The sequence below is a fragment of the Saccharopolyspora sp. NFXS83 genome (assembly GCF_026241095.1).
In the GTDB taxonomy this organism is placed as follows: domain Bacteria; phylum Actinomycetota; class Actinomycetes; order Mycobacteriales; family Pseudonocardiaceae; genus Saccharopolyspora_C.
The window spans coordinates 40,811-66,486 of record NZ_JAPFGB010000036.1; the positions used below are offsets into that span (position 1 = coordinate 40,811).

The window sequence follows — 25,676 nt, forward strand, 5'->3', positions numbered from 1 at the left end:
CGGCGAAGCCGTGCCTCACGGCGAAGCCGTGCCTCACGGCGAAGCCGTGCCCGGATGCGCGAAGCGCATCCGGGCACGTCACAAAGCCGACCACCCGCGGGTTCTCAGCGTCCTTCTCGCGAGAACAGCTTTTTCCCTCGTGGCGGAGCCACGAGGGAAAAAGATCCCGCAGCGAGAAGGACGCTGAGGTTCCGCCACCCCACCACCTACGCAGATCCCTCCGCACCGCCGGTGTCGAGCGCCGCTTCGGCGGCGGCGTCCGGGCCCTGTTCGAGCAGGATCCGGAAGCCGCCCTCGTCCAGCACGGGGACCTTGAGCTGTACGGCCTTGTCGTACTTGGATCCGGGTGAGTCGCCGACGACCACGAACGCGGTCTTCTTCGACACCGAACCGGCGGCACGACCGCCGCGGGCCATGATGAACTCCTTGGCCTCGTCCCGGGAGTACGTCTCCAGCGAACCGGTGACCACGATGGACAGACCGGCGAGCGTGCGCGGCACCGAGTCGTCCTGCTCGTCGGCCATCCGCACCCCGGCCGCGCGCCACTTGCGCACCACCTCGCGGTGCCACTCCACCTCGAACCACTCGCGGACCGCGGAAGCGATGGTCGGGCCGACGCCGTCCACGGCCGCGATGTCCTCCTCCGCCGCCTCCTCGATGCGCTCCAGCGAGCCGAACTCCCGCGCCAATGCCTGCGCGGCGGTCGGGCCGACGTGCCGGATGGACAGCGCCACCAGCACCCGCCACAGCGGTTTCTCCTTCGCCGCCGCCAGGTTCTTGAGCAGCTTCGCGCCGTTCGCGGAGAGGTTGCCCTCCTTGGTGCGGAACAGCTCCGTCTCCAGCAGCTGCCCCTCGTCGAGGTCGAACACGTCGCCCTCGTCCACCAGCACCCCGGACGACAGCAGCGCGACCGCCGACTCGTAGCCCATCGCCTCGATGTCGAAGGCGCCGCGACCGGCCAAGTGGAACAGGCGCTCCCGCAGCTGCGCCGGGCACGACCGGGAGTTCGGGCAGCGGATGTCGACGTCGCCCTCCTTCTGCCGGTACAGCGCGGAACCGCACTCCGGGCATTCCGAGGGCATCACGAACTCGCGCTCACCGCCGTCGCGGACGTCCACGACCGGGCCGAGCACCTCCGGGATCACGTCCCCCGCCTTGCGGATCACGACGCGGTCGCCGATGAGCACGCCCTTGCGCCGCACCTCGTCGGAGTTGTGCAGGGTGGCCATGGAGACGGTGGACCCGGCGACCTTCACCGGTTCCATCTCCGCGTACGGCGTGACGCGGCCCGTCCGCCCCACGTTGACCTTGATGTCGCGCAGCGTCGTGGTCGCCTGCTCCGGCGGGTACTTGTAGGCGATGGACCAGCGCGGGGCGCGGGAGGTCGTGCCGAGCCTGCGCTGCAGCGAGACCTCGTCGACCTTCACCACGACGCCGTCGATCTCGTGCTCGGCGGTGTCCCGGTTCTCCCCCCAGTACCGGATGTGCTCGACGATCTCGTCCACGTCGGACAGCACGCGGGTGTGCCGGGACACCGGCAGGCCCCACGTCTTGAGCGCGGCGTAGGACTCCGATTGCCTGGCCGGTTCGAAACCTTCCCGCTTGCCCAGGCCGTGGCAGATCAGCCGCAGCGGGCGCCTGCGGGTCACCCGGGGGTCCTTCTGCCGCAACGACCCGGCGGCGGCGTTGCGCGGGTTCGCGAACGGCGACTTGCCCGCCTCCACCAGCGCGGCGTTGAGCTCGGCGAACTCCTCCACCCGGAAGAACACCTCGCCGCGCACCTCGACCAGCTTCGGCACCGGGTACTCGTCGCTGCCGTGCAGTTCGGTGGGCACGTCGCCCATCGTGCGGACGTTGAGCGTCACGTCCTCACCGGTGCGGCCGTCGCCGCGGGTGAGCGCGCGGTCCAGCTTGCCGTCGCGGTAGAGCAGGTTGATCGCCAGCCCGTCGATCTTGAGCTCGCACAGGTAGTGCGCGTCCGAGCCGACCTCGCGCTCCACCCGGTCCACCCAGGCGCGGAACTCCTCGGTGTCGAAGGCGTTGTCCAGGCTCAGCATCCGCTCCAGGTGGTCCACCGCGGTGAACTCGGTGGAGAAGGTGCCGCCGACGACCTGGGTCGGCGAGTCCGGGTCGCGCAGCGCGGGGTGCTCGGATTCGAGGCGCTGGAGTTCGACGAACAGCTCGTCGAACTCGGAGTCGGCGATCGTGGGCGAATCGAGCACGTAGTAGCGGAACTGGTGGCCGCGGACCTCCTCGGCGAGCGTCGCGTAGCGCTCGCGGACCTCGGCGGGCACGTCCTCCACGCCCTCCGCCTGCTCGACGGCGGGGTCGCCGGGCAGCTCGGCGTCCTCCTCGGGGCGCGCGCCACCGTCCGAGCGAGCGGCTTCGGCCTGCTCGGCCCCGGTGGGTGCGGGCTGGGTCGAAGCGGGCTGGGCTGCGGTGGGGCCGGTCGTCTCGCCGGAGGCCGTACCGGTGCGGTCCTTGCTGGTCACGTCATGAGCCTAACCAGCGCCCCCGACAGCTCGCGCGGATCACCACGCCGTCCGGCGCGGGCGACGCCACCTGGTACAGCACGGTCCGGCCCGTATCCGGTGCTCGCCCGGCGGACGGTGCTCACCCTGCGCGGTCGGCGCCCGGGGTCGTGCCGCCGTGATCGCCGGGCCGGGTGGAGCCGGAGATCACTCGGAGTCGTGCGAGGAGGATCCCGGCGAGCCGTCGCGACCGGCCGCACCGGATCCGCCGTCCGATCCCGGCGCGCTCTCGGCGGCGCCCGGCGCGTCCCGGTCGTTCGCGCCGCCGGATCCCGTCGGCCCGTCCGATCCGACCGCGTCCAGCACCTCCGCCAAGCCCGCCGCGTCGTCGGGACCACCGGGGCCTCCCGAATCCGCGGAGTCCGCCCCGCCCGCAACGTCGAAGCCGCGCACCAGCTCGCGGAACTCCAGCAGGCCCATCGCGCCCTGCGGCTCCTGCTCCGCGGTCTCCACCCGGCCGAGCCGGTCCGCCGCGAGCCGCTCGCCGAGCGTGGCGTCCAACGGCAGGAAGGTCAGCGCGGACTGCGCCGCGGACTCCATGCCGGCGAACCTCGGGTGGTACACGGAGACGTCGACCAGCCCTTCCGCCGCGTCGACCTGCGCGAACACCCGCACGTCGGCCAGCGGGTAGCTCTCGCCGCGCAGGTTCACCGTGACCTGGGTCGGATCCGGCACCGGCGGCACCGAGTCGTGGTACTCGAACAGCGCGTTGCGCTGGGGCGCCGCCGCCAGCCACGCGTCGGTGTAAGGCCGCACCCGCGGGTCGGCCTGGCCGCTGACGACCAGCGCGTAGACGGCCCGCTCGCCCTGTTCCACGGAGAACGTCAGATCCGGGTGCAGCGCCGCGACCGCCTCGGCCAGGTCGTGATCGACGCGCTGCGGCATGCTCTCGCCGAGCGCCGCCGCCACTTCGGGCAGCAGTTCGTCCCAGCGCCGCCAGAACTCCTCCGCCCGCGCCCGCGCGTCGGCGGTCACGTCGACCTCGTCCGGAACGACGTCGGCCTGGTCGGTGCGGCGGCGGAAGAACTTGAACATGCCCTCATTGTGCCGGTCCCGCCACGGCCGTCGCGGGCGTTTCCGCGAGATCCGGGCTCAGGCGCCCGGGGTGGCGGCGGTCCTCACGCGAGCGCCGCGGTGACCAGGTCGGTGAGGTCGCTGCGTTCGACCCGCAGGCGGCCCGCCTCGGCCAGCGCGCCCAGCAACCCGGTCAGCGGATCCCGGTTCGTGGCCTGGCGCAGCACTTCCAGCGCTCGCACCCGGGCGCGATCCGCGCTGGTCACCGGGCGCCGGTGCAGCTCCCACCGCCGCAGGCGCACCACTTCGCCGATGGCCGCGTCGTCGGGTTCGGCGCCGGCCTCCAGCGCGCGCAGCGTCTCGGCCACGACCAGCTGGTCGTGGCCCGCGGTGAGGTCGAGCACGTGCCGGGCCACGCTCGCCGCGGCGCGCCTGCACCGCGCGGGGCCTGCCCGGCGCACGGCGTCGAGCAGTGCCGCGGAGTCCGCTTCCAGGTCGTCGGCGTGGAACCGGATGCCGACCTGGTCCAGCCCCACCTCGTCGAGCAGCACCTCCGGCGAACCCGGCAGGTCCAGCGGCCAGGACGCGACGGGGTAGGTGGCGAAATCACCGTCGAACCAGTCCGGCGTCAGCGGCTCGCCGGTGATCCGCGCGGCCAGCGCCAGCATCAGGTCGATCGTGCTCGCGCCCGGCTCCCCCAGCGGGTCGATGCCCGGCCAGGGCAGGCCCGCGCGGATGTCCTCCAGCCCGTCCGGGCGGGTGCCCTGCCGGAAGGCGGGCATCAACGCCTCGAACGCGGTGCGCAGCTCCCCGTCGACGGCGTGCGAGAACTGGGTGAGGGCGTTGACGTTCCAGAAGGCGGAGACAGCCTCGGTGCGGTGGCTGACCCGGCGCAGCACTTCCGCCCTGCTGCCCTGGAATCCGCCGTCCTCGGCGATGAGCGTCCACTCGCCGACGCTGCGCAGGCCGATCACCGGGTACCGGTCCTGGTGCGCGAACGCCTCCTCGCAGTACTCGTCGAAGTCGAGGGTGCGCGCGTGCTCGGTGATCGCGCCGAAGCGCTGCGCGAGCCGATCGAGGTCGGTGCCGCGCACGAAGGTCAGGCACGCCGCGTCCTGGACGGTGCTGCGGTGCACCCATCCGAACCGCTCGACTTCGCCGGTTTTCGACACGTCTGGCTTCTTACCATCGTTGAGACATTCAGGTGACGTGAACGGGACAAAATGATCATGAAATTCCAGGAGGAGTTCGTTGCGGCGACTAGCGTTCCGCCGCTTCGGCGAACACCTCGGTGATCTCCTTCGCCACCGACAGCGCACGTCGCGCCCACTCCGGCGAGGCCCCCGCCAGGCCGCAGGCCGGGCTCACCGCGCCGCGCTCCAGCAGCGCCTTCGGCGCGAATCCCAGCCGTGAGGCCAATTCCAGGCCCGGACGGGCCAGTTCCCGCACATCGGGGCGGCCCTCCGGATCGACTCCGGGCACGAGCCCGAGCACCAGCCGGGTGCCTTCCTCCCACGCCTCGCCGAGTTCGTCGGCCAGCGCACCGGACACCGAACCGAGCCTGGTCGCGTCCAACGCGATCGCCCCCGCCCCGGCGCCGCGCAGCAGCCGCACCGGCGGGCGGTTCGCGCAGCAGTGCACCAGCACCGGCGCACCCGTCGCCGCCGCCAGCGCCTCGATCACCTCGCCGAGCAGGCTCTGCGCCTCCGGTTCCGGCACGGCCGCCACCTGCCCGTAGCCGGACGGGGTGGGCAGGCTCCCGGCGAGCACCGCGGGCAGCGACGGCTCGTCGAGCTGCACCACCACCGGCGCGCCGGTCCGCTGCGCGACCTGCGCGGCGTGCGCGCGGAGACCTTCGGTGAGCGACTCCGCGAAGTCCCGCAGTGCGCCGGGATCGGTGAGCACCCGGTGGCCGCGTTCCAGCTCGATGCCCGCCGCGAGCGTCCACGGCCCCGCCGCCTGCACCTTCACCGCGCGCGGCGGGCCCGCTTCGGCCACGGCCTGCTCCACCGCGTCCAGGTCCCAGCGCATCAGGTCCAGCGCCCGGCGATGATCCCGCCCCGGTTTGCCCGCGACGCGGTAGCCGGAGGGCACGACCTCCACCGCGAGGTCGACGAGCAACCCGGCGGTGCGGCCGAGCATGTCGGCGCCGACTCCGCGCGCGGGCAGTTCGGGCAACGGCATCAGGTCGGGCAGCTCGCCCAGGACGATGCGGGCGGCCTCCACCGGATCCGTTCCCGGCATCGATCCGAGGGCGGTCACGATGCCGGGGTTCCACGCTGCGTCACTCACCCGTCCATTATCGGCTCCGCCGTCGGACGGAGGGACAGGCGGGATGCGCACCATAGGTTAGGCTAACCATGCTTACCGCCTTTCGGTGTCACCCGCCCGGGTGGACCGGCTCTGCGAAGGAGTACTCCATGCCGCTGTCCCGGACATCCGCGCTCTCCCGCCGCGGACTGCTGCAGGCCGCGACGGCATTGGCCGCGCTGGGCGTCGCGGGGTGCGCCGGCGGAGCGGGCGGGGCCCGGCCCGAGGGCCCGACGCGCCGCGTCGACACCCACCAGGGCCCGGTCGACATCCCGGCCGACCCGCAGCGGGTCGTGTGCCTCGACCAGTACGCCACGATCGCGCTGCTCGACGTGGGCATCCGCCCGGCGGCGACCGTCGACGGCCTCGACGACTGGATGCCCGCGGAGCACCTCGACACCTACCGCGCGCTGCCCCGGGTCGGCGGCTACCAGCCCGAGTTCGAGCGAGTGCTCGCCGTGCGCCCCGACCTGATCATCGGCAACAGCGCGTTCACCCTCAGCGGCGGCAGCACCTACGAGCAGCTCACCGGCATCGCCCCCACGGTCATCCTGACCTCCCGAGTGTCCGGCGAGTGGCAGGAGATGGCGTTGCGCGCCGCGGACATCGTCAACCGCCCCGAGCCGATGAACCGGCTCCGGGACCGCTACCTGGAGCGCGCCGCGGAGATCCGGCGGACCTACGCCGCCGTGCTGGAACGCACCCGGTTCAACCTGGTGGCCTCGTTCAAGTCCGGGAGCTGGAACCTGTGCCTGCCGGATTCGTGGAGCGGCGTGGTGCTCGCCGAAGCGGGCTGCCGCTTCGGCACGGCCGCCGAGGGGCGCACCGGTAGCGCCGTCGAGCAGTCCTACGAGCAGCTCGGCGTGCTCAACGACACGGACGTGCTGTTCTACCAGGTCAATCCGGACGGGCAGGTCGACCAGGCGATGCAGGCGCTGCTCGGGCAGGGCTCGTTCCAGAACCTCCCCGCCGTGCGCGAGTCCGGCGGAACGCCGTTCAAGAACCTCTACGTCTTCGGCTACGGCCAGGCCCTCGGCGCCCTCGACGAGCTCGAAGCGGTGCTGCGCACCCGCTGACCGACGGCCACGGGACCTGACAAGTGGGCCTTCGATCCGTCACCTTGTCCGCGGCGAAGCAGCTGAGCAGCGACCACCAGAGCAACCGGCACCGCCCCGGGTTCTCAGCGTTCTTCTCGCGAGGACAGCTTTTTCCCTCGTGGCGGAGCCACTAGGGAAAAAGATCCCGCAGCGAGAAGAACGCTGCGGTTCCGCCACCCGGAAACCAACGCAGGCCCGGAAGGGGAAGACCTCCCTCAACGAGTAGCCGAGATGAGGCCGCTGCCCAGGACCAGGTCGCCTTCCGGCTCCGGGCGGTACAGGACGATGGCCTGGCCCGGCGCGACGCCGCTCAGCGGCTCGCTGAGCCGCACGCGCAGGCCGCCGTCGGCGACCTCCGCGACCGCTCCGGCGGTGCCGCCGTGCGCCCGCACCTGCACGACGCACTCGGTGGAGCCGTCCAGCTCCCGTTCCGACGGCCAGATCGGCCGCTTCGCGTCGATCCCGGTCACCCCGAGTCGATCGGCGGAACCGACCTTCACGGTGCCCGACACGGGCTCCAGCGACAGCACGTAACGCGGCTTCCCGTCCGGCGCGGGCGCCTCGATGCCGAGGCCCTTGCGCTGCCCGACGGTGAACCCGTGCACGCCCGTGTGCTCGCCGAGCACGGCGCCCGTCTCGGCGTCCACGAGCTGGCCGGGGCTCTGCCCGAGCTTGGACTCCAGGAAGGAGCGGGTGTCGCCGTCGGGGATGAAGCAGATGTCGTGGCTGTCCGGCTTGTTGGCCACGGCCAGGTCGCGCCGTTCGGCTTCGGCTCGCACCTCCGACTTGAGCGAGCCGCCCAGCGGGAACATCGAGTGCCGCAGCTGCTCGGCCGTCAGCGAGGCCAGCACGTAGGACTGGTCCTTGCCCTCGTCGCGGCTGCGGCGCAGCTCGGGCACGCCGTCCTCGACGACGAGCCGCGCGTAGTGCCCGGTGCAGACGGCGTCGAAGCCGAGCGCCATCGCCTTCTCCAGCAACGCCTCGAACTTGATCTTCTCGTTGCAGGTGAGGCAGGGGTTCGGGGTGCGCCCGGCGGCGTACTCGCCGACGAAGGTCTCGATGACCTCTTCGGTGAACCGCTCCGCGAAGTCCCACACGTAGAACGGGATACCGAGGATGTCGGCGGCGCGGCGCGCGTCGCGGGAATCCTCGACGGTGCAGCAACCGCGGGCACCGGTGCGCAGCGTGCCGGGTTTCGCCGACAGCGCCAGGTGCACGCCGGTCACGTCGTGCCCGGCTTCCACCGCGCGGGCGGCGGCGACCGCGGAGTCCACGCCGCCGCTCATCGCAGCCAGTACTCGCACTGCCTCACACCTCCGTCGTGGCGGTCGAAGCCGCCGCCGCTCGCCGCAACCCGGTCAGCCCGGCGTTGCGCGCCCGTTCCACCACCGGCCCGATGACCTCGGTCAGCGCCCGCACGTCGGCGCCGGTGGAGTCGTGTCCCAAGGAGAATCGCAGGGAGCTGCGCGCGGCCCGCGGCTCGGCCCCCATCGCCAGCAGCACGTGGCTGGGTTCGGCGACCCCGGCGGTGCAGGCGGAACCGGTGGAGCACTCGATGCCCTGCGCGTCGAGCAGCATCAGCAAGCTGTCGCCTTCGCAGCCGGGGAAGGTGAAGTGCGCGTTGCCGGGCAACCGCGCCGGGGAGTCGCCGGTGACCTCCAGCGTCGGGTCGCCGTTGAGGATCACGTCGGGCACCGCCGCGCGCACCCCGTCGATGAGTTCGTCGCGCAGCGCGGCCAGTTCCGGCACGTGCTCGGCGCGGCGCCGGACCGCTTCGCGGGTCGCGCTCGCCAGCCCGAGCACGCCGGGCACGTCGAGGGTGCCGGAGCGCACTTCGCGCTCCTGGCCGCCGCCGTGCAGCACCGGGGTGCATTCGACGTGGCGCGCCAGCAGCAGCACGCCCGCGCCGTAGGGGCCACCGACCTTGTGCCCCGTCATGGTCAGCGCGGCGGCGCCGGAAGCGGCGAAGTCCACCGGGACCGTCTCCACGGCCTGCACCGCGTCGGTGTGCAGCGGCACCCCGTAGCGGTCGGCGACGGCGGCGAGCTCCTGGATCGGGTTGACCGTGCCGACCTCGTTGTTCGCCCACATCACGGTGGCGAGCGCGACGTCGTCGGGGTTCGCGCGCAGCGCGTCCTCCAGCACTTCCGGGCGGACCCGGCCGTGCTCGTCGACGGGGAGCCAGGTCACGTCGGCGCCTTCGTGGGCGGCGAGCCATTCCACGGTGTCGAGCACCGCGTGGTGTTCGACCGCCGAGGCCAGCACCCGCCTGCGCGCGGGCTCCTTGCCGCGGCGCGCCCAGAAGATGCCTTTGACCGCGAGGTTGTCGCTTTCGGTGCCGCCACCGGTGAACAAGACCTCGGAGGGGCGGGCACCGAGCGCGGTGGCGATGCCCTCGCGGGATTCCTCGACGGCGCGGCGCGCTCGACGGCCCGAGGTGTGCAGGGACGAGGCGTTGCCCAGCCTGGCCAACGCCTCGCTCATCGCCGTGACCGCTTCCGCCCGCATCGGCGTCGTGGCGGCATGGTCGAGGTAAGTCATCGCTCTTCCAGGGTAATGCAGGGAGTCAGCGTGGAATGAGCTGCGTAGGTGTCCGGGTCGCGGAGCCTCAGCCGCCTTCTCGCCGCGGGATCGATTTTTCGAGTGGCTCCGCCACACGCGCGATCGTCGCCCTCGTGAGGAAGCCGCTGAGAACCCGCCGGTGACCGGCTCCTCGACGTGGGCCATGTGCTTCGCATCCAGGCACGGCCTTCGGCCGCGAGGCCGGTTCGCTCGCCCCCCACCGTCAGGACGCGGAGCGCGTTCGTGGCCGGCTCACCGCTGCTCGGCGGAGTCCGATGCGCCGGCCGTCGTTCCGGTGTCCGCGCTGCGGAACACGCGGACCGCGCCGAGCAGGGCGATGCAGCCCAGTGCCAGGTTCAGGGCCACCACGCCCGCCGTCGGGGTGTCCGGGGTCGCCAGGGCCGCGACGAGCACTCCGCCCAGGCCCACCAGCAGCGCCTGCCCGAGCATGTCGGAGATCTGCAGCGCGGAGGAGTGGAAGCCGCGCCGGTCCGCCGCCGACAGCGCCAGCACCCGCACCGAGGTGCTCGCCACCCCGATGCCCATGCCGACGCCGCCCACGGACCACAGCAGGAACACCGCCCACGCGGGCCCCCACGCGGGCGCGATCAGCACGAGCCCGACGACCGCGACGGCGACCAGCCCCAGCCCGGTGGCGACGACGTGCTCCCGGCGCACGTCCGGGCGGCGGCTCTGCCACAACGCGCCCACGGTCCAGCCGAGGGAGCCGACGGTCAGCGGAATTCCCGCCGCTGTCGGCGAATAGCCGTGCACCACCGAGAGGATCAGCGGCACGAACGCCTGAGCGCTGAAGAACACCCCGGCCAGCAGCCCGCGCGCGAGCACCATCACCGGGATGCCGGGCCGCCCGGTGCCGGTGCCGCGCGGCAGCAGCACCCGCAGCGACGGCACGAGCACGAGCGCCGCCGCCAGTCCCACCGCCAGCACCGGCAGCGGGATCCCGCCGGAGTTCTCCGCGCCGGAGATCCGCTGCGCGGCCCAGTTCAGCCCGACCGTCCCGGCCGCCGCGCCCACCGCGGCCAGCGGCAGCCGGGCCGAGCCCGGTGCCGCCGCCTCCCCCGCGGAGCCGAGCCGCCGCACCGTCGGCACCAGCAGCGCCGCCCCGACCAGCATCAGCGGGGCCAGCCCGAGGAACACCCAGCGCCAGCCGACGTGCTCGGTCAGCGCCCCGGCCACGACCGGGCCGACCAGCGCGGGCACCACCCACGACGCCGAGAGCGCACCGAACGCGGCCGGGCGATCCCGCTCCGGGTACACGCGGGCGATCAGCACGTACAGCGCGACGATCTGCGCGCCCGCCCCCGAGCCCTGCAACGCGCGCGCCACCAGCAGCACGGACATGTCCGGGGCGATCCCGGCGAGCACGAGACCCGCCGCGAACGTCGGCATCGCCACCAGCAGCGGGACCGCCGGGCCGATGCGGTCGGAGAAGCGGCCCGCCACGACCGTGCCGATCGCGCTGGCCGCCATGAAGATCGTGAACGGCCACGAGTACCACTGCTCGGCGTGCCATTCCCGCACGATCGTCGGCAGCGCCGTCCCGATGCCCATCGCCTCGAAGGCGGCGAGCGTGATGACCAGGATCAGACCGAGGGTGAAGTTCCGGCGTTGCGGCCCCCACAGCGCGCTCTCCGAGGCCGCGGGGGTGTGCTGCGTTCCACTGGTTCCGTCGTCGATCGTCACCCGGTGAGCCTGCATCCTGCACCCGGGTCGAAGTCCACCCCCCTCCACCGAACGGCGGGTGGGCGGCCAGCGGCCCCGCGCGGCCTGGGCAACCCTGGTCACCGGTCCGCGAACCGCACCGTGAAGGAGCAACGACGTGGTCGACGTCCGGCGCCGGGCCGACGCCGTGGAACGCACCTCACCGGGAGGGGGTGCTGTTCATGGCGCTGGGCGGCGAGACCTGGTTCGAGGCGAACGCCGCCGCGGGCACCCCGGAACCCGAGGGGAGCGCCGCCGCTGACCGCCTGCACGGCTCCGCCGCCGGAGGCCTGCCCCGCGGCGGATCGCCGGTCACGCGGCGACGCGGCGGGGTTCGGCCAGGTGCGGTTCCTCGGGGCCGTCGGGCTCCGTGATCGCCGCGACGGCGCGCTCGGCCCGACGGGCCAGCTCCCGCCGGTCCCCGATCGCCGCCGCGTCGAGCTCCGGCAGCACCGACAGCTCCACCACGAGGCCCCGGACGCGGGCGACGGCCAGCACCGACTCCAGCAGCGTGGCCTCGCCGACGAACGCCGCGACCGTGGTGGGCGCCCCGGACGCGGTGGTGAACCGCAGCGCGACCGGCCGCACCGGCACGCCCGCGTCCACCGCGGCCTGGAACACCGCGGGGCGGTAGGTGCCGGAGGCCAGCCCGCACCACGTGGTGCCTTCCGGGAAGGCACCGACGAGCGAGCCCTCCCGCAGCGCGTCGGCGACGGTGCGCACCGCCTCCGGCAGCGCCGACAGGCGGTGCCGGTCGATGTAGAGGGTGCCGACGCGGGCGGCGAGCGGCCCCACGACCGGCCAGGACCGCAGTTCGGTCTTCGCCAGCAGCCGCATCGGGTGCACCGCCATCAGCGCCACCACGTCCAGCCAGGACACGTGGTTGGTGACCACGAGCCCGCCGTCCGCGGACCGCTCGCCGCGCACCACGAACCGCACCCCGAACGCCCGCAGCAACGCCCGGAACCAGGACTTCACCAGGACGGTGCGCAGCGGGCCGCGCAGCACCGCGAGCACGACCGCCAGCCCGACTCCGAGCAGCATCAGTCCGGCGGCCCCGGTGAGCCGCAGCACCACCCGGTGGGCGCCCGCGCGGCGCAGGCTCCCCGGCTTCGGCAGGCAACCCGGCCCGCACGGCGAGACCGGCGACCACGCGTGGATCATGCCGCCGCGCCCAGGAAGAACCGCAGGTAGCGCTGGTCGATCTCGGTGAAGTCGAGCAGCACGAAGAAGTCCGCCACCCCGAAGTCCGGGTCGTGCGCGGGCGGTCCGCACACCCACGCGCCGAGGCGCAGGTAGCCCTTGAGCAGCGCGGGCAGCGGGCCGCGGTGGGTGCGCTCGACGCCGTCCGGGTTCCACGGCAGGTAGGGCCGGACCCGGTACTGCTCGGGCGCGAGGTGCTTGGCCGACACGGTGTCCCAGACCTTCGCCGCGAGCGGTCCGCCGTCGTGCAGCGGCACCGAGGCGCACCCGGCGAGCCAGGTGTGGCCGTAGAGCAGCATGTAGCGGGCGATGCCCGCCCACACGAGGCTCACGACGCCCCCGCTGCGGTGGTCCCGGTGCACGCAGGAGCGCCCCGTCTCCACCAGCGCGGGCCGCACCGAGGCGAGCGCGCCGAGGTCGAATTCGCTTTCGGAGTACAGCTTCCCGGCGGCGTGCGCGCGTTCCGGGGGGAGCATGCGGTAGGTGCCGACGACCTCGCCGGAGCGGTCGTCGCGGACGATCAGGTGATCGCAGAAGTCGTCGAACGGATCGGTCTCCACCCCTGGCAGGTCGGCGTGGACGGTGGCGCCCATCTCCTCGGCGAACACCTGGTAGCGCAGGCGCTGCGCGGCCCGCACTTCGTCGGTGTCCCTGGCCACGAGCAGGGAGTAGTGGGCGGCCTCGGACGAGGAGGATCCTGCTGGCGCGGTGCTGGCAAGCAGCTGCGACTCGGACATGCGTGCAGGTGTATCCCCGCGCGCTGAAAGCGCAGTAGACAGACCGATGACACGCAGCAGGAACTTTCGGTGAATGCCCGGTACCTGATCGATCTCGCCGGTACCGGCGCCCCCGGAGCCGGCCGTTTTCAGCCGTTTCGTCCGGAAGTCGCGGAGCTCGCGCTGCGGCTCCGATCGTCCAACGGGCGGCGCGCTCCAGAAGTTCCCGAGCCGCGGATCTCCCCCGGCCCGCCTGCTTCCCGGTGCGCCGGAGCAGCGCGCTACGTTGCCCGGATGCCACAGCCAGCAGGGGCCGACGAGCCCGATCAGAAACGCGTGGAGCTGTTCACCGACGGCGCGTGCAGCGGGAACCCCGGCCCCGGCGGTTGGGGCGTGGTGCTGCGCTACGGCGACCACGAACGCGAGCTCCACGGCGGTGAGCGCGCCACGACGAACAACAAGATGGAGCTCACCGCCGTCATCGAGGGCTTGGCGGCGCTGACCCGGCCGATGCCGCACGTGCGCGTGTTCAGCGACAGCACCTACGTGCTCAAGGGCATCTCGGAGTGGATGAAGGGCTGGAAGCGCAACGGCTGGAAGACCTCCGCGAAGCAGCCCGTGAAGAACGCGGAGCTGTGGCAGCGCCTCGACGCGGAGGTGCAGCGCCACGGCGAGGTGGAGTGGAACTGGGTCAAGGGCCACAGCGGTCACCCGGAGAACGAGCGCGCCGACAAACTCGCCTGCAAGGGCCGCGACGAATCCCGATCTTGACGGTTCCCGCTCGAATTCGCCGGATCCGCTTTCAGCGCCGCGCATTTTCACCGGACCGGTCCGACGGGACGGACTCACCTCCGGAATGATCCGGACAATTCGCTTTGATCAACATCGCGGAATGGGCGGACCTGGGAATGGGCGAGCGCGATCTCCCACCCGATGATCGGCGGAATTCGAGACCGGAACGCGAAAGCGGGCCGCACCCGATGGGTGCGGCCCGCTTCGTCGTGCTCGGGTACTCAGCCCTTGCGCTTGCCGACCTCTTCGGTCAGCTGCGGCGCGACCTTGAACAGGTCGCCGACGACGCCGTAGTCGGCGATCTCGAAGATCGGCGCCTCTGCGTCCTTGTTGACCGCCACGATCGTCTTCGAGGTCTGCATCCCGGCGCGGTGCTGGATGGCGCCGGAGATCCCGAGGGCGATGTAGAGCTGCGGCGACACGGTCTTGCCGGTCTGCCCGACCTGGAACTGGTGCGGGTAGTAACCGGAGTCCACCGCGGCACGCGAAGCGCCGACGGCGGCGCCGAGCGAGTCGGCCAGCTTCTCCACCACGTCGAACGACTCGGCCGAACCGACACCGCGGCCACCGGAGACGACCACGGACGCCTCGGTCAGCTCGGGGCGGTCCCCGGCCTCGACCGGCTGCACACCGGTGATCTTCGCGTTCTTCGCCGCGTCGACCGCGGGCACCTCGACGGACTCCTGCGCGCCGGCACCGGAGGCCTGCTCGGCCTCGATGCTGCCCGGCAGCACGGTCACGATCGGCGTACCCGTGGTGACCTGTGCCTTCGCGTTGTAGGTGCCGCCGAACAGCGAGTGCGAGCCCACGCCGTCGCCGTCGATGTCGACGACCTCGGACAGCAGACCCGAGCCGAGCCGCACGGCCAGCCGGCCCGCGATCTCCTTGCCGTCGACCGAGCCCGGTACCAGCACCGCGGCCGGGGAGGCCGAGGCGACCAGCGACGCGAGCACGTCCACGGCCGGGGTGACCAGGTACGACGCGGTCTCCGCGGACTCGGCCACGTAGATCTTCTCCGCACCGTGCGACGCCAGCGCGTCAGTGAGCTTGCCCGCTTCACCGGGCTCGCCGACCACGACGGCCGACGGCTCACCGAGGCGGCGCGCCGCGGTCAGCAGTTCCAGGGTGACCTTCTTGACCTCGCCGCCGGAGTGGTCGACGAGGACCAGAACCTCAGACATGTCTTTATCTCCTCGCGAACCTAGGACTCAGACCAGCTTCTCGGCGGCCAAGAACTCGACGATCTTGGTGCCGCCGTCGCCTTCGTCGTTGACGCGCTGGCCGGCCTGCTTCGGCGGCTTCGGCGCGGACTCGACGACCTTGGACCCGGCGCCCGCCAGGCCGACCTCGGACGCGTCGATGCCGGCGTCGGCCAGCGTCAGCACGGAGACCGGCTTCTTCTTGGCGGCCATGATGCCCTTGAACGACGGGTACCGCGGCTCGTTGATCTTCTCGGTGACCGACACGACCGCGGGCAGGTTCGCCTCCAGGCCGATGATGCCCGCGTCGGTCTCGCGCTCGATGCTGATCGTCGAGCCGTCGGTGGTGACCTTGCGCGCGTACGTCAGCTGCGCCCATCCGAGCAGCTCGGCCAGCATGGCCGGGACCGCACCCACACGACCGTCGGTCGCCTCGTTGCCCGCGAGCACCAGGTCCACGGACTCGACGGTGCCCACGACCTTGGCCAGGGCCTTCGCGGTCGAAACCGCGTCCGAACCGGCCAGCGCCTCGTCCGAGAGGTGCACGGCCTTGTCGGCACCCATCGACAGCGCCTTGCGGATGGCGTCGGTGGCACGATCGGGACCCATCGCCACGACGGTCACTTCGCCGCCCTGGGCCTCCTTGATCAGCAGTGCCTCTTCCACCGCACGTTCATTGATCTCATCCAGCACGGCGTCCGCCGACTCGCGGTCGAGCGTGTGGTCGGAGTCTTTGAGCTTGCGCTCGGACCACGTGTCGGGCACCTGCTTCACCAGGACGACGATGTTCATGGGTCCTCTTCGACCTCCTGCGGACTTCACGATGGCTTTGCTTGCGTTTCGCGCTGATGCGCGGGTTCCGGTCGATGCATTCACATCGCTGCCGGGAAGTTCGACCTTGCCATGACACAGTGTCGGTGACACAGTGACGCCAGCCACCCCGGATGTTACTTGCCGGTAGCCCCTGCGCAACCACGGCTTCCCGTGACGGTACTCACGTCATCGGTACCGTCTTCAATCGCGCCGGAATTCTGGCTCACACCTCAACCCGGCCACGACCTGAAAACTTTTACACGTGACTAGCCTGCACGCCATGAAACACCACGTCGCCATCGTGACGGACTCCACCGCCTCGATCCCCACCGACGTCGCCGACCAGCTGAACATCTGCGTGATCCAGCTGGAGCTCAAAATCGGCGACCAGGAGAACGACGAGCGCCGCGTCCCGCACGCCGAACTCGCGCAGGCGATGCGCGAGGGCACTCCCGTCGAAACGGGACCGCCGCCGCCGCCCGCGTTCTTCTGGAACTACAACGACGCCGCCTCCGCCGGGGCCGAGGCGATCGTGTCCGTGCACATCTCCGAAGGCCTGTCCCAGACCTGCGTGTCGGCCCGCACCGCGGCCGAGGAGATCAACCTGCCGGTCTACGTGGTCGATTCCCGGCTGTGCGGGCTCGGCATCGGCTTCCCCGTGATCGCCGCCGCCGAGGCCGCCGCCGCGGGGGCGAGCCCGCAGGGCGTGCTGGGCGTGCTGGACCGGCGGCTGCGCAGCACCACGCAGATGATCTACGTGGACACCTTGGAGTACCTGCGCCGCAGCGGCCGGGTGGGGCGCGCGCAGGCGATGCTCGGGCAGGCGCTGTCGATCAAGCCCGTGCTGGTGCTGCGCGAAGGCATCCTGGAACCGCTGGTGAAGGGCCGCGGCCCGGACCGGGCGCTGAAGAAGGCCGTGCGCCAGGCCGTGGCCCGCGCCGGGAACGGCCCCGTCGACATCGGCATCGAGCACTTCCAGTACGGCGACCGCGCCCACGACGTCGCCGAGCAGCTGCGCGCCCAGCTCCCGCAGGTCCGCCGCGTCGTCATCGCCGAGACCAGCGCGATCATCGGCGCCCACGCGGGCCCCGGCGCCCTCGGCCTCACGGTCTCCCCCGCCGTGTGACGGGAACCGCGCCGCCCAGGTCTCGGCACCTGCCTTTGATCTTGCAGTTCCAGGTGAGCAGTCTTCTTCGCCCTTGTCTTGTCAGCGGCGGAGCCGCTGAGCCGCGACCACCTGAGCAACCGGACCACCGGCGGGTTCTCAGCGGCTTCCTCGCGGGGACAGCGATTTCGTGGTGCAGGGGCGCCTCCATGAGAAATCGATCCCGCGGCGAGGAAGCCGCTGAGGTTCCGCCACCCGACCCCCTCCGCAGGCCGAGTTCAAAGACGGCGGGCCTCAGCGAGCGGCCTTGTCCAACGCCCGGTGGATGCGCTTGGCGGAGACCGCGTGCGGGGTGCCCAGGGGCTGCGCGAACAGCGAGACGCGGAACTCCTCGATCATCCAGCCGACCTTGAGCAGGTCCTCGGCGGGCGCGCGCCCTTCGGGGACCGCGTCGAGCTGCTCCCGGTAGCGGTCGCGCACCTCGTCGATCTGCGCGAGCCACTGCCGGTCCCGCTGCGGGTGGTGCTGCACCTTTTCCAGCCGGTGCTCGATGGCGCGCAGGTACCGCTCCACGTCCGGCAGCCTGTCCCAGCCGGTTCCGGCGACGAAACCGGGATGCAGCAGACCTGCCAGCTGGTCCTGGACGTCGGCCAGCGAATCCCGCGGCATGGTGCGCTCCCGGTCGGCCAGCGCCGACCGGGCCTGCTGCGCCGCGGTGAGCACCTTCTCCACCTTGGCGGCGGTGTCGGCGGTGACGGGGCCGAGCCCGGCCCGCACCTTCGCCTCCAGCGCGGCGAACCCGGCCTGGCTCCACACCGGCCCGCCGGCGTCGGCGACGAGCTTGTCCACCGCGCACGTCACGCAGTCCTCCAGCAGCCGCGCGACGTCACCGTGCGGGCCGGTGCCGAGCACGACGCGGGTGCGGGCGTTCATGCCGCGCTGCAAGGACTTCACCGGCGACGGCAGGTTCAGCAGCAGCAGCCGCCGGGTGCCGTGCCACAGCGCGCGGCGCTGCTCGGCCTCGGTGTCGAACATGCGGACCGCGACCGAATCGCCCTCGTCGACCAGCGACGGGTAGGCCTTCACGGCGTTGCCGCCGCGTTCCCTCTCGAAGGTGCGCGGCAGTTCGCCGAAGCTCCACTCGCTGAGCCCGGCGCGTTCCACGGTGTCAGCGGCGGCGGAGATCTCGGCGCGCAGCTTCGGGCGCAGCCGCTGCTTGAGCTCGTCGAGGTCCTTGGATTCGGCGAGCCTCTTCCCGTCGCCGTCGATCACGCGGAACGACATCGTCAGGTGCTCGGGCAGCGCGTCCACGTCGAACGAGTCCGGTGGCACGACGACGCCGGTCATGGCGCGCAGCTGTTCGCTCAGCGCGCCGACGAGGTCGCCGCGCATCGCGGGCATCCGGGACAGCGCCGCGCGCGCGTGGTCGGGCACCGGGACGAAGTTGCGCCGCAACGTCTTCGGCAGCGACTTCAGCAGCGCGATGACGCGGTCTTCGCGCAGACCGGGGATCTGCCAGTCGAACCCGGCGGGTTCGATCTGGTTGAGCACCGCCAGCGGGATGTGCGCGGTGACGCCGTCGGCGTCGGAACCCGGCTCGAACTGGTAGGTCAGCTCCAGTCGGTGGCCGCCCTGCTGCCAGGTGTCGGGGTAGTCGTGGTCGGTGACCCGCGCCGATTCCTGGTTGATGAGCATGGACTTCTCGAAGTTGAGCAGTTCCGGTTGCTCGCGGCGGGTCTTCTTCCACCAGATGTCGAAGTGCCTGCCGGAGACGACCTCGGCGCCGACGCGCTGGTCGTAGAACTCGAACAGCGTCTCGTCGTCGACGAGGATGTCGCGGCGGCGGGCGCGTTCCTCCAAGTCCTCCACTTCGGCCAGCAGCGCGCGGTTGTCGTGGAAGAAGCGGTGGTCGGTGTCCCAGTCGCCTTCGACGAGGGCGTGCCGGATGAACAGCTCCCGGCACAGCTCCGGTTCGACCCGGCCGTAATTGACCTTGCGCCCGGCGACCAGCGGCACGCCGTAGAGGGTGACCTTCTCGCTCGCCATCACCGCGGCGCGGTTCTTCTCCCAGTGCGGTTCGCTGTAGCTGCGCCTGACCAGGTGCCCGGCGAGGTCCTCGACCCATTCGGGTTCGATGCGGGCGTTGACCCGGCCCCACAGCCGGGACGTCTCCACCAGTTCGGCGGACATCACGAACCGCGGCGGCTTCTTGAACAGCGCGGAACCGGGGAAGATCGCGAACTTGGCGCTGCGCGCACCCAAGTATTCGGAGGCGCCGCGCTGGCGGGGGCCCGCCTTCTCGGTCTTCTTGTCGGTGTCTTTGAGCCCGATGTGCGAGAGCAGCCCGGCCAGCAACGACCGGTGCACCCGCTCGGGGTCGGCGGGCCGGTCGTTGATGGTCATGTCGAGCGACTTCGCCATCTGCCGCAGCTGCGAGTAGAGGTCCTGCCACTCCCGCACGCGCAGGTAGTTGAGGAAGTCCGCCTTGCACTGCTTGCGGAACTGGTTCGAGGACAGCTCGTCCTTCTGCTCGCGCAAGTGGTTCCACAGGTTCAGGTACGCCAGGAAGTCCGATTCCTTGTCGCTGAACCGGGAGTGCTTCTCCCCCGCGGCCTGCTGGTGTTCCGCCGGACGCTCACGAGGGTCCTGGATGGACAACCCCGAGGCGATCACCAATGTCTCGTGCAGGCAGCCGTCGCGGTCGGCGGCGATCACCATCCGCGCCAGCCGCGGATCGATGGGCAGCTGCGCGAGGGAGCGCCCGATCGGGGTGAGCCTGCGGTCGTCGTCCTTGCCGGACTCGTCGAGCGCACCGAGCTCGTGGAGCAGGTTGACGCCGTCGGTGATCTGGCGGCGGTCCGGTGGTTCCAGGAACGGGAACGACGCCACGTCGCCGAGCCCCAGCGAGGTCATCTGCAGGATCACCGAGGCGAGGTTGGTGCGCAGGATCTCCGGGTCGGTGAACTCGGGCCGCGACTCGAAGTCCAGCTCCGAGTACAGCCGGATGCAGATGCCCTCCGACACCCGGCCGCAGCGGCCCTTGCGCTGGTTCGCCGACGCCTGCGAGACCGGTTCGATCGGCAGCCGCTGCACCTTCGTGCGGAAGCTGTAGCGGGAGATGCGCGCGGTGCCGGGGTCGATGACGTACTTGATGCCGGGCACCGTCAGCGAGGTCTCGGCGACGTTGGTGGCCAGCACGATGCGCCTGCCGGTGTGCGGCTGGAACGCGCGGTGCTGCTCGGCCGCCGACAGCCGCGCGTACAGCGGCAGCACCTCGGTGCCGCGCAGCTTCTGCTGGTTCAGCGCGTCGGCGGTGTCCCGGATCTCCCGCTCACCGCTGAGGAACACCAGGATGTCGCCGGTGCCCTCGGCGCCGAGCTCGTCGACGGCGTCGCAGATGGCCTGCGTCTGGTCGCGCTCGTTGACGGGCAGGTCCGGATCCGGCGATTCCTCGACCAGCGGGCGGTAGCGCACCTCGACGGGATAGGTGCGCCCGGAGACCTCCACGATCGGAGCGTCGTCGAAGTGCCGGGAGAACCGGTCCGGGTCGATCGTCGCCGATGTGATGATCACCTTGAGGTCGGGGCGGCGCGGCAGCAGCTGCTTGAGGTAGCCGAGCAGGAAGTCGACGTTGAGGCTGCGCTCGTGCGCCTCGTCGATGATCAGCGTGTCGTAGCGGCGCAGCAGCCGGTCGCGCTGGATCTCGGCGAGCAGGATGCCATCGGTCATCAGCTTCACCAGCGTCGACTCGCCGGCCCGCTCGGTGAACCGCACCTGGTAGCCGACGGCCTCGCCGAGCTCGGTGCCGAGTTCCTCGGCGACGCGTTCGGCGACGGTGCGGGCCGCGAGCCTGCGCGGCTGGGTGTGCCCGATGACGCCCTGCACGCCGCGGCCCAGCTCCAGGCACATCTTGGGGATCTGGGTGGTCTTGCCGGAGCCGGTCTCGCCCGCGACGATCACGACCTGGTTGTCCCGGATCGCTGCCAGCAGGTCCTCTCGGCGCGCGCTGACCGGCAGCTGCTCGGGGTAGCCGATGACCGGGACGGCGGCGCGGCGCTGCTCGACGCGCAGCTCGGCGGCGACGACGTCGGCGGCGATCTCGTCGGTGGCGGACTCCCGCTTCGCGGCGTCCTTGATCTTGCGGACGCCTTCGATGCGGCGGCGGAGCCTGCGCTGGTCGTTGAACATCAGCTCGGGCAGGCGACCGCGCAGGTCGGCCAGCGGGGAGCTCACAGGTGACGTACCCATACTTCGTTCCAGGATAGAGAACCGCGCCACGGGGACGCCGCTGATTTTCGGCCGGCGGGTGTGCTGCTCGCCGGCCGCGGGCCGGTGCGCGGCAGGCCGGGTGCGGGTCACCGGGTGCCCGGCACCTCAACACCGAAGGGCGCCCGCGCATTCCGGCCGCACCGCGAACCGGGTCGCGGCGCGACCGCACGAGCAGGAAGCCTACAAACCACCCGCGCGGTCGTCCCGCCGGACCTGCGCGGGAGCGGGATCGACGGCCCGGTCGGCCGGTCGCGGACGGCTCCTCGCGCAGGGGGCCGGGTAGCGCAACCTCAGCGGCGTCCTCGCTGCGGGCCCGATTCCTCGTGGAGATCCCCGCACGGCGACATCGCCGTCCGCGCGCGGAAGTCGCGAGACCCGCCGGTGGCCGTCTTGCGCCGGTGATCGCCGCGCAGCGGCCCCGCCGCGCCGAGCGAAGATCGTTCCGCACGGACTCGTGGGACGAACGGCGCGTTCACTCCGCCTGGTCAGCCGTAGAGGAACGGGGTGTCGACGCTGCGGGCCGGCGCCTCCGGGTGGGAACGGCTGAGCATCCGGCCCCGCAGCGCCGCGAGGTCTTGGCGCGCCAGGCCCGCGGCGCGCAGGTGCGCCGCCAGGTCGCGGGAGGTGATCGACCGGACCACCTGCGGGGTGCTGGTGCCGTGCGCGGTGAGCAGCCGCTCGATCTCCGGCGCGTCGTCGGCCCGGCCCTGAACGGCGTGGAACGCCCCCAGCGGCTCGTGGCTCAGGGCGTGATCGGCGGCGATGACCTCGGCGGACGCGCCCAGCAGGCCCAGCAGCACGAGCACGATCAGCCCGGCGCGGTCGCGACCGCTCCCGCAGTGCACCAGCACACCGCCCGGCGCGGCCGTGGCGACGGCGCCGACGACCTCGGCGATCCGCCGCGGGAACCGGTCCACGAACGCCGGGTAGTACAGCGGCGTGCACGACAGCGGACCGCCCCAGCGCCCCCAGAACTCCGTGTCGTCGTGGTCGTCCAGCGGCAGCCGCAGCGTGGTGAGCCCGGCCGGGCGCTCCGCCCGATCGGGCCCGTCCTCACCGCTGTCGGTGAGGTCCACGACGGTGCGCACGCCGTGGCCCCACAACCCCGCCCAGCCGTCGGCGCTCAAGAACACCGGGTTCCCCGAACGCACCACCGCGCCCCAACGCACGCGCCCACCGCGCACCGGCAGCCCGCCGAGGTCCCGGCCGTTGAGCAGTCCGTCCCACGTCAGTTCGCGACATCCAGCCATGCCCGGAAGACGCACGACCCCACCCGCCGTTGCTCCCCGGACGGCGGAATCGGCCACCCGGAGCACGCCCCCTGATCAGCGTCGGGCCGGTCGAGACATCACTCAAACCCCGTACTTCGTGCTGCACGGGCCGAACCCGTCCTGGAAACCGGTCCGGAACGCGTCGAGGCGGGCGAAACCGGCGGGCACCTGGTCACCGTTGACGTCGGCGGCGATGAGGCTGTCGTCGCCGAGCAGCGCCGCCACGCCCTCGTCGATGTCGCCGGGCGCCATCCGCAGCTCACCGACCGGGTTGCGCTGACCGATGGGATCCTCGACGAGCAACCCGCTCCAGGAACCGACCATGCAGGCGGTGCGCAGCCCGGCGTTCTCCCCCTCCAGCGGCAGACCGGCGGCCTGCTGCACCGACAGCGCGTAGCGGGACGCGATCTGCGCGTAGGCGGCGAAATCCCCGTAACCGGAGTCCGGCGCGTCCTTCGCGGGCGGGTTCGCGATCTTCTGCAGGTCGTCCAAGCTCAACGAGATCGTGTTGGTCGCCGGGCAGTAAGCGGCGGGCGCGGTACCGCGGACCCCGTCGCAGGCGCGCGGTTCGGTGACGAGCTCCGGCGGCAGCGCGCCGGTGTCCCGGAAGACCTCCTGCAGGCTGTCCTGCACGGCCCGCAGGTTCTTCTCGTCCACCGGCAGGTCCGTCTCCTGCGCCTTCTTCCAGAACTGGAACTGGGTGGTGCGCTGCTTGACGTCGTCGGCGTCCATCGCCGCGCAGCGCTTCGGCCCGTCGCTGAAGCCGTACTGGAAGGCGGTCACGCGGTCGAAGGCGCTGCCGTGCGCGTCGGCGCCCTTGAAGTCGGTGTCGCCGGGGGTGTCGCGGATGTAGTTGAGCACGCCCATCACCTTGTTCAGGCCGTCCCCGGTGGAGACCTGGAAGTGCTCGGCGTCGCCCTCGGCCACGTGCCGGAAGAACGCCCCGGTGAAGCAGTCCGCCTGCTGCTCCAGCACCAGCGTCGGGTCGTCGGCGCCGGTGGTGCCCGCGCGGTGCTCCACGGCGTGGCCCATCTCGTGCGCGAGGACGGTGACCACGGCGATCGGCCCGAAGCTGTTGTCCAGCCGCGGCAGCAGATCCGCGCGGTCCCAGGCGATCAGGTTCTCCTTGCCGCAGTAGAACGCGTTCGACAGCCCCTGGGTCCGCTCGCCGCAGAGGTCGCCGCCGAGCGCGGTCGAATCGTAGGAGACGAGCCGCTTGACGTCGTCGAACCGCTTGCCGTCGAAGGACCCGGGGAACTCGTCCTTCCAGAACTCCTGGATGTCGGCGATGGCGTTGCGCGCCAGCACGTCCATCTCGCCGCCGTCGGTGCCCTCGACGGGCAGGTCCGCATCGGCAACCCCGGCGCGGGGCCCGGTGGGGCCGTCGTCCACGGGCAGTCCGGCCACGTCGTCGGTGGCGGGGCCGCCCGCCACCGAGGGCGTCCCGCTGACCACCCGCGAACACCCGCCGAGCAACACGATGCACGTGAGCAGCGCGAAGATCACGCCGAAGACCCGTTCGCCGCGCCGACCGCCTGCCGAAACCGGTGCCACAGAGTTCCCGTCCTGTTCCCAAGTCCGATGACCGGGCGGCGGAGCCGGTCCCCCGAGCTCGCTCCGCCGACCGCTGCGGCTCAGCCTATCGGGTGGCTCACCTCGCGTTCCGCGCATCGGCCGGAGCACGCCAAGGCCTCGCTGACCAGGTTTTTCCGGATGCGACAGGAAGGAGAACGCCGGGCTCACGGCACCGCCGGTCGTGCTCGCGCTCGCCGGGAAAGCGCAAAGCGCCGTGGCGGCGCTGAGCGGTCCCGTAAGTTCCTCGCCCATGGGGACAGTGCGCCAATGGCTGCGTCCGTGGGTCGTGGCGGCGGTCGGGGGCCTGGTGGCCGTCGGGATCGTCGAAGGGGTCGCGGACGACGGCCGGTTCGTGCTCGGGGCGCTGGGGGCGCTGGCCGGGGTGATCGTGCTGCCGATGATCACTCAGCTGGGTTTGCTGGCCGGTGCGGCCGTGTTCGGGCTGCGGATCCGGCACATCGTGATCGGCTCGCTGCGCGGAATCGCGTCCTGGCGGATCGGCCGGACGACGATCACCCTCCGGATGCTGCCGCTGGAACTGGCCTCCGAGATCGGACCGTGGCGCAGCCCGGTGATCCTGCGCTGCTGGCTGACGGGCCTCGTGTCCGCGCTGGCCGGCATCGCAGCGGTCACGGCGAGCTGGTCGCTGGCCGACGGCCCGTTCGGCCGCGGCGTGCTGGTGGCCGCCACACCGCTGATGCTCTACAAGCTGTGGCCGCGGCGCGCCCCGCTGGCCACGTCGACCGGGTGGCTGCTGTTCGGCCTGCCCCGGATGCCGGAACCGCGCCGCACCGAGTTCCGCGCGGGCCCGCTCGCCGCCCGCGCGCACGAAGCGCTGCTCGCCGGTGACGTGGCGGGAGCCCAGGCCGCGACAGACCGGCTCACCGCCGCGCACCCCGGCCTGAACACCACGATCAACTGCCAGGTCACCATGCTCGAAGCGCGCGGCGAGTACGCCCAGGCGGTGCTGACCCTGGTGGGGCACATCGCCGCCGCCGAGATCGACCAGCGCGAGATGTCGTACACGCTGGCCGGGCTGGCGGGGCTCGGTTTCTCCGCCGCCGAAGCAAGTCAACTGCCCGCGGCGGACGTGCTGCCGATCGCGAAGAAGGCGCTCGACGACGCCATCGGCCTCGGCTACCCCGCCTACCAGCTCAGCGGCACCAAGGCCTTGCTGGCGCTGCTGGAAGACGACCCGGACGAAGCGGCCCGGCTGGCCGCGATCGGCGCCGACCACAACACCTCGCCGCTGTCGAAGGCCGACGACTACGCCACCCTCGCCCGCGCCCACATGGCCCGCCACGACAACGCGGCGGCGCGGGAGGCATTGGCGAAAGCCGACGAACTCGCCGCTTGGTGGCCCCGCGTCCGCGGCACCCGCGAACGCCTCTCCGTCGGCTGAGCTCCGGAGTCTCGCTCGGGCTTGGCGTGGGGTTGCGGGGTGTGGAGTCGGGTTCGGCTTGGCGTGTGGCGTCGGGTTTTAGGGCCTTCCCCGGT

General features: G+C 72.0%; 17 protein-coding genes and 1 pseudogene. 4 read left to right on the plus strand and 14 right to left on the minus strand.

The window, feature by feature from the left end; translation table 11 throughout:
• Nucleotides 1–206: 206 nt before the first annotated feature.
• From ligA to OOZ19_RS27255, 4 genes and pseudogenes are all read right to left on the minus strand, one after another.
• Nucleotides 207–2,339 (minus strand): NAD-dependent DNA ligase LigA, encoded by a 2,133-nt coding sequence (ligA, locus tag OOZ19_RS27240; RefSeq protein ID WP_266093036.1) that lies wholly within the window; start codon nt 2,337–2,339, stop codon nt 207–209.
• 552 nt (nt 2,340–2,891) lie between these two features.
• Nucleotides 2,892–3,566: pseudogene (locus tag OOZ19_RS27245) on the minus strand (hypothetical protein); the annotation flags it as partial.
• Between the two features lie 83 nt (nt 3,567–3,649).
• Complete coding sequence (locus OOZ19_RS27250; RefSeq protein WP_266093021.1) at nt 3,650–4,717, minus strand: DUF6461 domain-containing protein; 1,068 nt, start codon at nt 4,715–4,717, stop codon at nt 3,650–3,652.
• Nucleotides 4,718–4,805: 88 nt separating this feature from the next.
• Nucleotides 4,806–5,837: a methionine synthase gene (locus tag OOZ19_RS27255; RefSeq protein WP_266093022.1), complete on the minus strand. Its 1,032-nt coding sequence runs from the start codon at nt 5,835–5,837 to the stop codon at nt 4,806–4,808.
• A gap of 128 nt (nt 5,838–5,965) precedes the next feature.
• Here OOZ19_RS27255 and OOZ19_RS27260 point away from each other — a divergent pair, with 128 nt between their 5' ends.
• Complete coding sequence (locus tag OOZ19_RS27260) at nt 5,966–6,931, plus strand: ABC transporter substrate-binding protein (RefSeq protein WP_266093023.1); 966 nt, start codon at nt 5,966–5,968, stop codon at nt 6,929–6,931.
• A gap of 236 nt (nt 6,932–7,167) precedes the next feature.
• On the opposite strand, the gene mnmA is transcribed toward OOZ19_RS27260, so the two are convergent.
• The 5 genes from mnmA to OOZ19_RS27285 form a co-directional block, all read right to left on the minus strand.
• Nucleotides 7,168–8,256 carry a tRNA 2-thiouridine(34) synthase MnmA gene (mnmA, locus tag OOZ19_RS27265; protein WP_184481943.1) on the minus strand — a complete coding sequence of 363 codons (1,089 nt, stop codon included), beginning with the start codon at nt 8,254–8,256 and terminating at the stop codon, nt 7,168–7,170.
• Between the two features lie 4 nt (nt 8,257–8,260).
• Nucleotides 8,261–9,493: a cysteine desulfurase family protein gene (locus tag OOZ19_RS27270; protein WP_266093024.1), complete on the minus strand. Its 1,233-nt coding sequence runs from the start codon at nt 9,491–9,493 to the stop codon at nt 8,261–8,263.
• Nucleotides 9,494–9,766: 273 nt separating this feature from the next.
• Nucleotides 9,767–11,218, minus strand: a complete 1,452-nt coding sequence (locus OOZ19_RS27275) for an MFS transporter (protein WP_266093025.1) — start codon at nt 11,216–11,218, stop codon at nt 9,767–9,769.
• Between the two features lie 330 nt (nt 11,219–11,548).
• Nucleotides 11,549–12,400 (minus strand): lysophospholipid acyltransferase family protein, encoded by an 852-nt coding sequence (locus OOZ19_RS27280; RefSeq protein WP_266093026.1) that lies wholly within the window; start codon nt 12,398–12,400, stop codon nt 11,549–11,551.
• Nucleotides 12,397–13,176 (minus strand): GNAT family N-acetyltransferase, encoded by a 780-nt coding sequence (locus OOZ19_RS27285; protein WP_266093027.1) that lies wholly within the window; start codon nt 13,174–13,176, stop codon nt 12,397–12,399. Before OOZ19_RS27285 ends, OOZ19_RS27280 begins: the two co-directional genes overlap by 4 nt.
• Before the next feature lie 273 nt (nt 13,177–13,449).
• Here OOZ19_RS27285 and rnhA point away from each other — a divergent pair, with 273 nt between their 5' ends.
• Nucleotides 13,450–13,926, plus strand: coding sequence for a ribonuclease HI (gene rnhA / locus OOZ19_RS27290; protein ID WP_266093028.1), 477 nt, complete (start codon nt 13,450–13,452; stop codon nt 13,924–13,926).
• Between the two features lie 242 nt (nt 13,927–14,168).
• Here rnhA and OOZ19_RS27295 read toward each other — a convergent pair whose 3' ends face one another.
• Together OOZ19_RS27295 and OOZ19_RS27300 are read right to left on the minus strand one after the other, a co-directional pair.
• A complete protein-coding gene (locus OOZ19_RS27295; protein WP_266093029.1) occupies nt 14,169–15,128 on the minus strand; it encodes an electron transfer flavoprotein subunit alpha/FixB family protein in 960 nt (319 codons plus the stop codon).
• Nucleotides 15,129–15,155: 27 nt separating this feature from the next.
• On the minus strand, nt 15,156–15,938 hold the full coding sequence (locus OOZ19_RS27300) for an electron transfer flavoprotein subunit beta/FixA family protein (RefSeq protein WP_184481957.1): 783 nt from the start codon (nt 15,936–15,938) through the stop codon (nt 15,156–15,158).
• Between the two features lie 301 nt (nt 15,939–16,239).
• On the opposite strand from OOZ19_RS27300, the gene OOZ19_RS27305 reads away from it, so the two are divergent.
• Nucleotides 16,240–17,085, plus strand: coding sequence for a DegV family protein (locus OOZ19_RS27305; RefSeq protein ID WP_266093030.1), 846 nt, complete (start codon nt 16,240–16,242; stop codon nt 17,083–17,085).
• A 273-nt stretch (nt 17,086–17,358) separates the two neighbouring features.
• On the opposite strand, the gene hrpA is transcribed toward OOZ19_RS27305, so the two are convergent.
• The 3 genes from hrpA to OOZ19_RS27320 form a co-directional block, all read right to left on the minus strand.
• The gene (gene hrpA, locus OOZ19_RS27310) at nt 17,359–21,312 is read right to left on the minus strand and encodes an ATP-dependent RNA helicase HrpA (RefSeq protein ID WP_266093031.1); all 3,954 of its coding nucleotides are present in this window, start codon (nt 21,310–21,312) and stop codon (nt 17,359–17,361) included.
• Nucleotides 21,313–21,818: 506 nt separating this feature from the next.
• On the minus strand, nt 21,819–22,583 hold the full coding sequence (locus OOZ19_RS27315; protein ID WP_266093032.1) for a tyrosine-protein phosphatase: 765 nt from the start codon (nt 22,581–22,583) through the stop codon (nt 21,819–21,821).
• A 102-nt stretch (nt 22,584–22,685) separates the two neighbouring features.
• Nucleotides 22,686–24,158, minus strand: coding sequence for a neutral zinc metallopeptidase (locus tag OOZ19_RS27320; protein WP_266093033.1), 1,473 nt, complete (start codon nt 24,156–24,158; stop codon nt 22,686–22,688).
• A gap of 271 nt (nt 24,159–24,429) precedes the next feature.
• On the opposite strand from OOZ19_RS27320, the gene OOZ19_RS27325 reads away from it, so the two are divergent.
• Nucleotides 24,430–25,581, plus strand: a complete 1,152-nt coding sequence (locus OOZ19_RS27325) for a hypothetical protein (protein WP_266093034.1) — start codon at nt 24,430–24,432, stop codon at nt 25,579–25,581.
• Nucleotides 25,582–25,676 lie beyond the last annotated feature (95 nt).

Excerpts from the sequence above, each read along its gene's own strand:
- OOZ19_RS27260 (WP_266093023.1), top strand. The coding sequence starts at position 5,966 with ATGCCGCTGTCCCGGACATCCGCGCTCTCCCGCCGCGGACTGCTGCAG.
- OOZ19_RS27270 (WP_266093024.1), bottom strand. The coding sequence starts at position 9,493 with ATGACTTACCTCGACCATGCCGCCACGACGCCGATGCGGGCGGAAGCG.
- OOZ19_RS27280 (WP_266093026.1), bottom strand. The coding sequence starts at position 12,400 with ATGATCCACGCGTGGTCGCCGGTCTCGCCGTGCGGGCCGGGTTGCCTG.
- OOZ19_RS27285 (WP_266093027.1), bottom strand. The coding sequence starts at position 13,176 with ATGTCCGAGTCGCAGCTGCTTGCCAGCACCGCGCCAGCAGGATCCTCC.
- rnhA (WP_266093028.1), top strand. The coding sequence starts at position 13,450 with ATGCCACAGCCAGCAGGGGCCGACGAGCCCGATCAGAAACGCGTGGAG.
- OOZ19_RS27295 (WP_266093029.1), bottom strand. The coding sequence starts at position 15,128 with ATGTCTGAGGTTCTGGTCCTCGTCGACCACTCCGGCGGCGAGGTCAAG.
- OOZ19_RS27300 (WP_184481957.1), bottom strand. The coding sequence starts at position 15,938 with ATGAACATCGTCGTCCTGGTGAAGCAGGTGCCCGACACGTGGTCCGAG.
- OOZ19_RS27305 (WP_266093030.1), top strand. The coding sequence starts at position 16,240 with ATGAAACACCACGTCGCCATCGTGACGGACTCCACCGCCTCGATCCCC.
- hrpA (WP_266093031.1), bottom strand. The coding sequence starts at position 21,312 with ATGGGTACGTCACCTGTGAGCTCCCCGCTGGCCGACCTGCGCGGTCGC.
- OOZ19_RS27315 (WP_266093032.1), bottom strand. The coding sequence starts at position 22,583 with ATGGCTGGATGTCGCGAACTGACGTGGGACGGACTGCTCAACGGCCGG.
- OOZ19_RS27325 (WP_266093034.1), top strand. The coding sequence starts at position 24,430 with ATGGGGACAGTGCGCCAATGGCTGCGTCCGTGGGTCGTGGCGGCGGTC.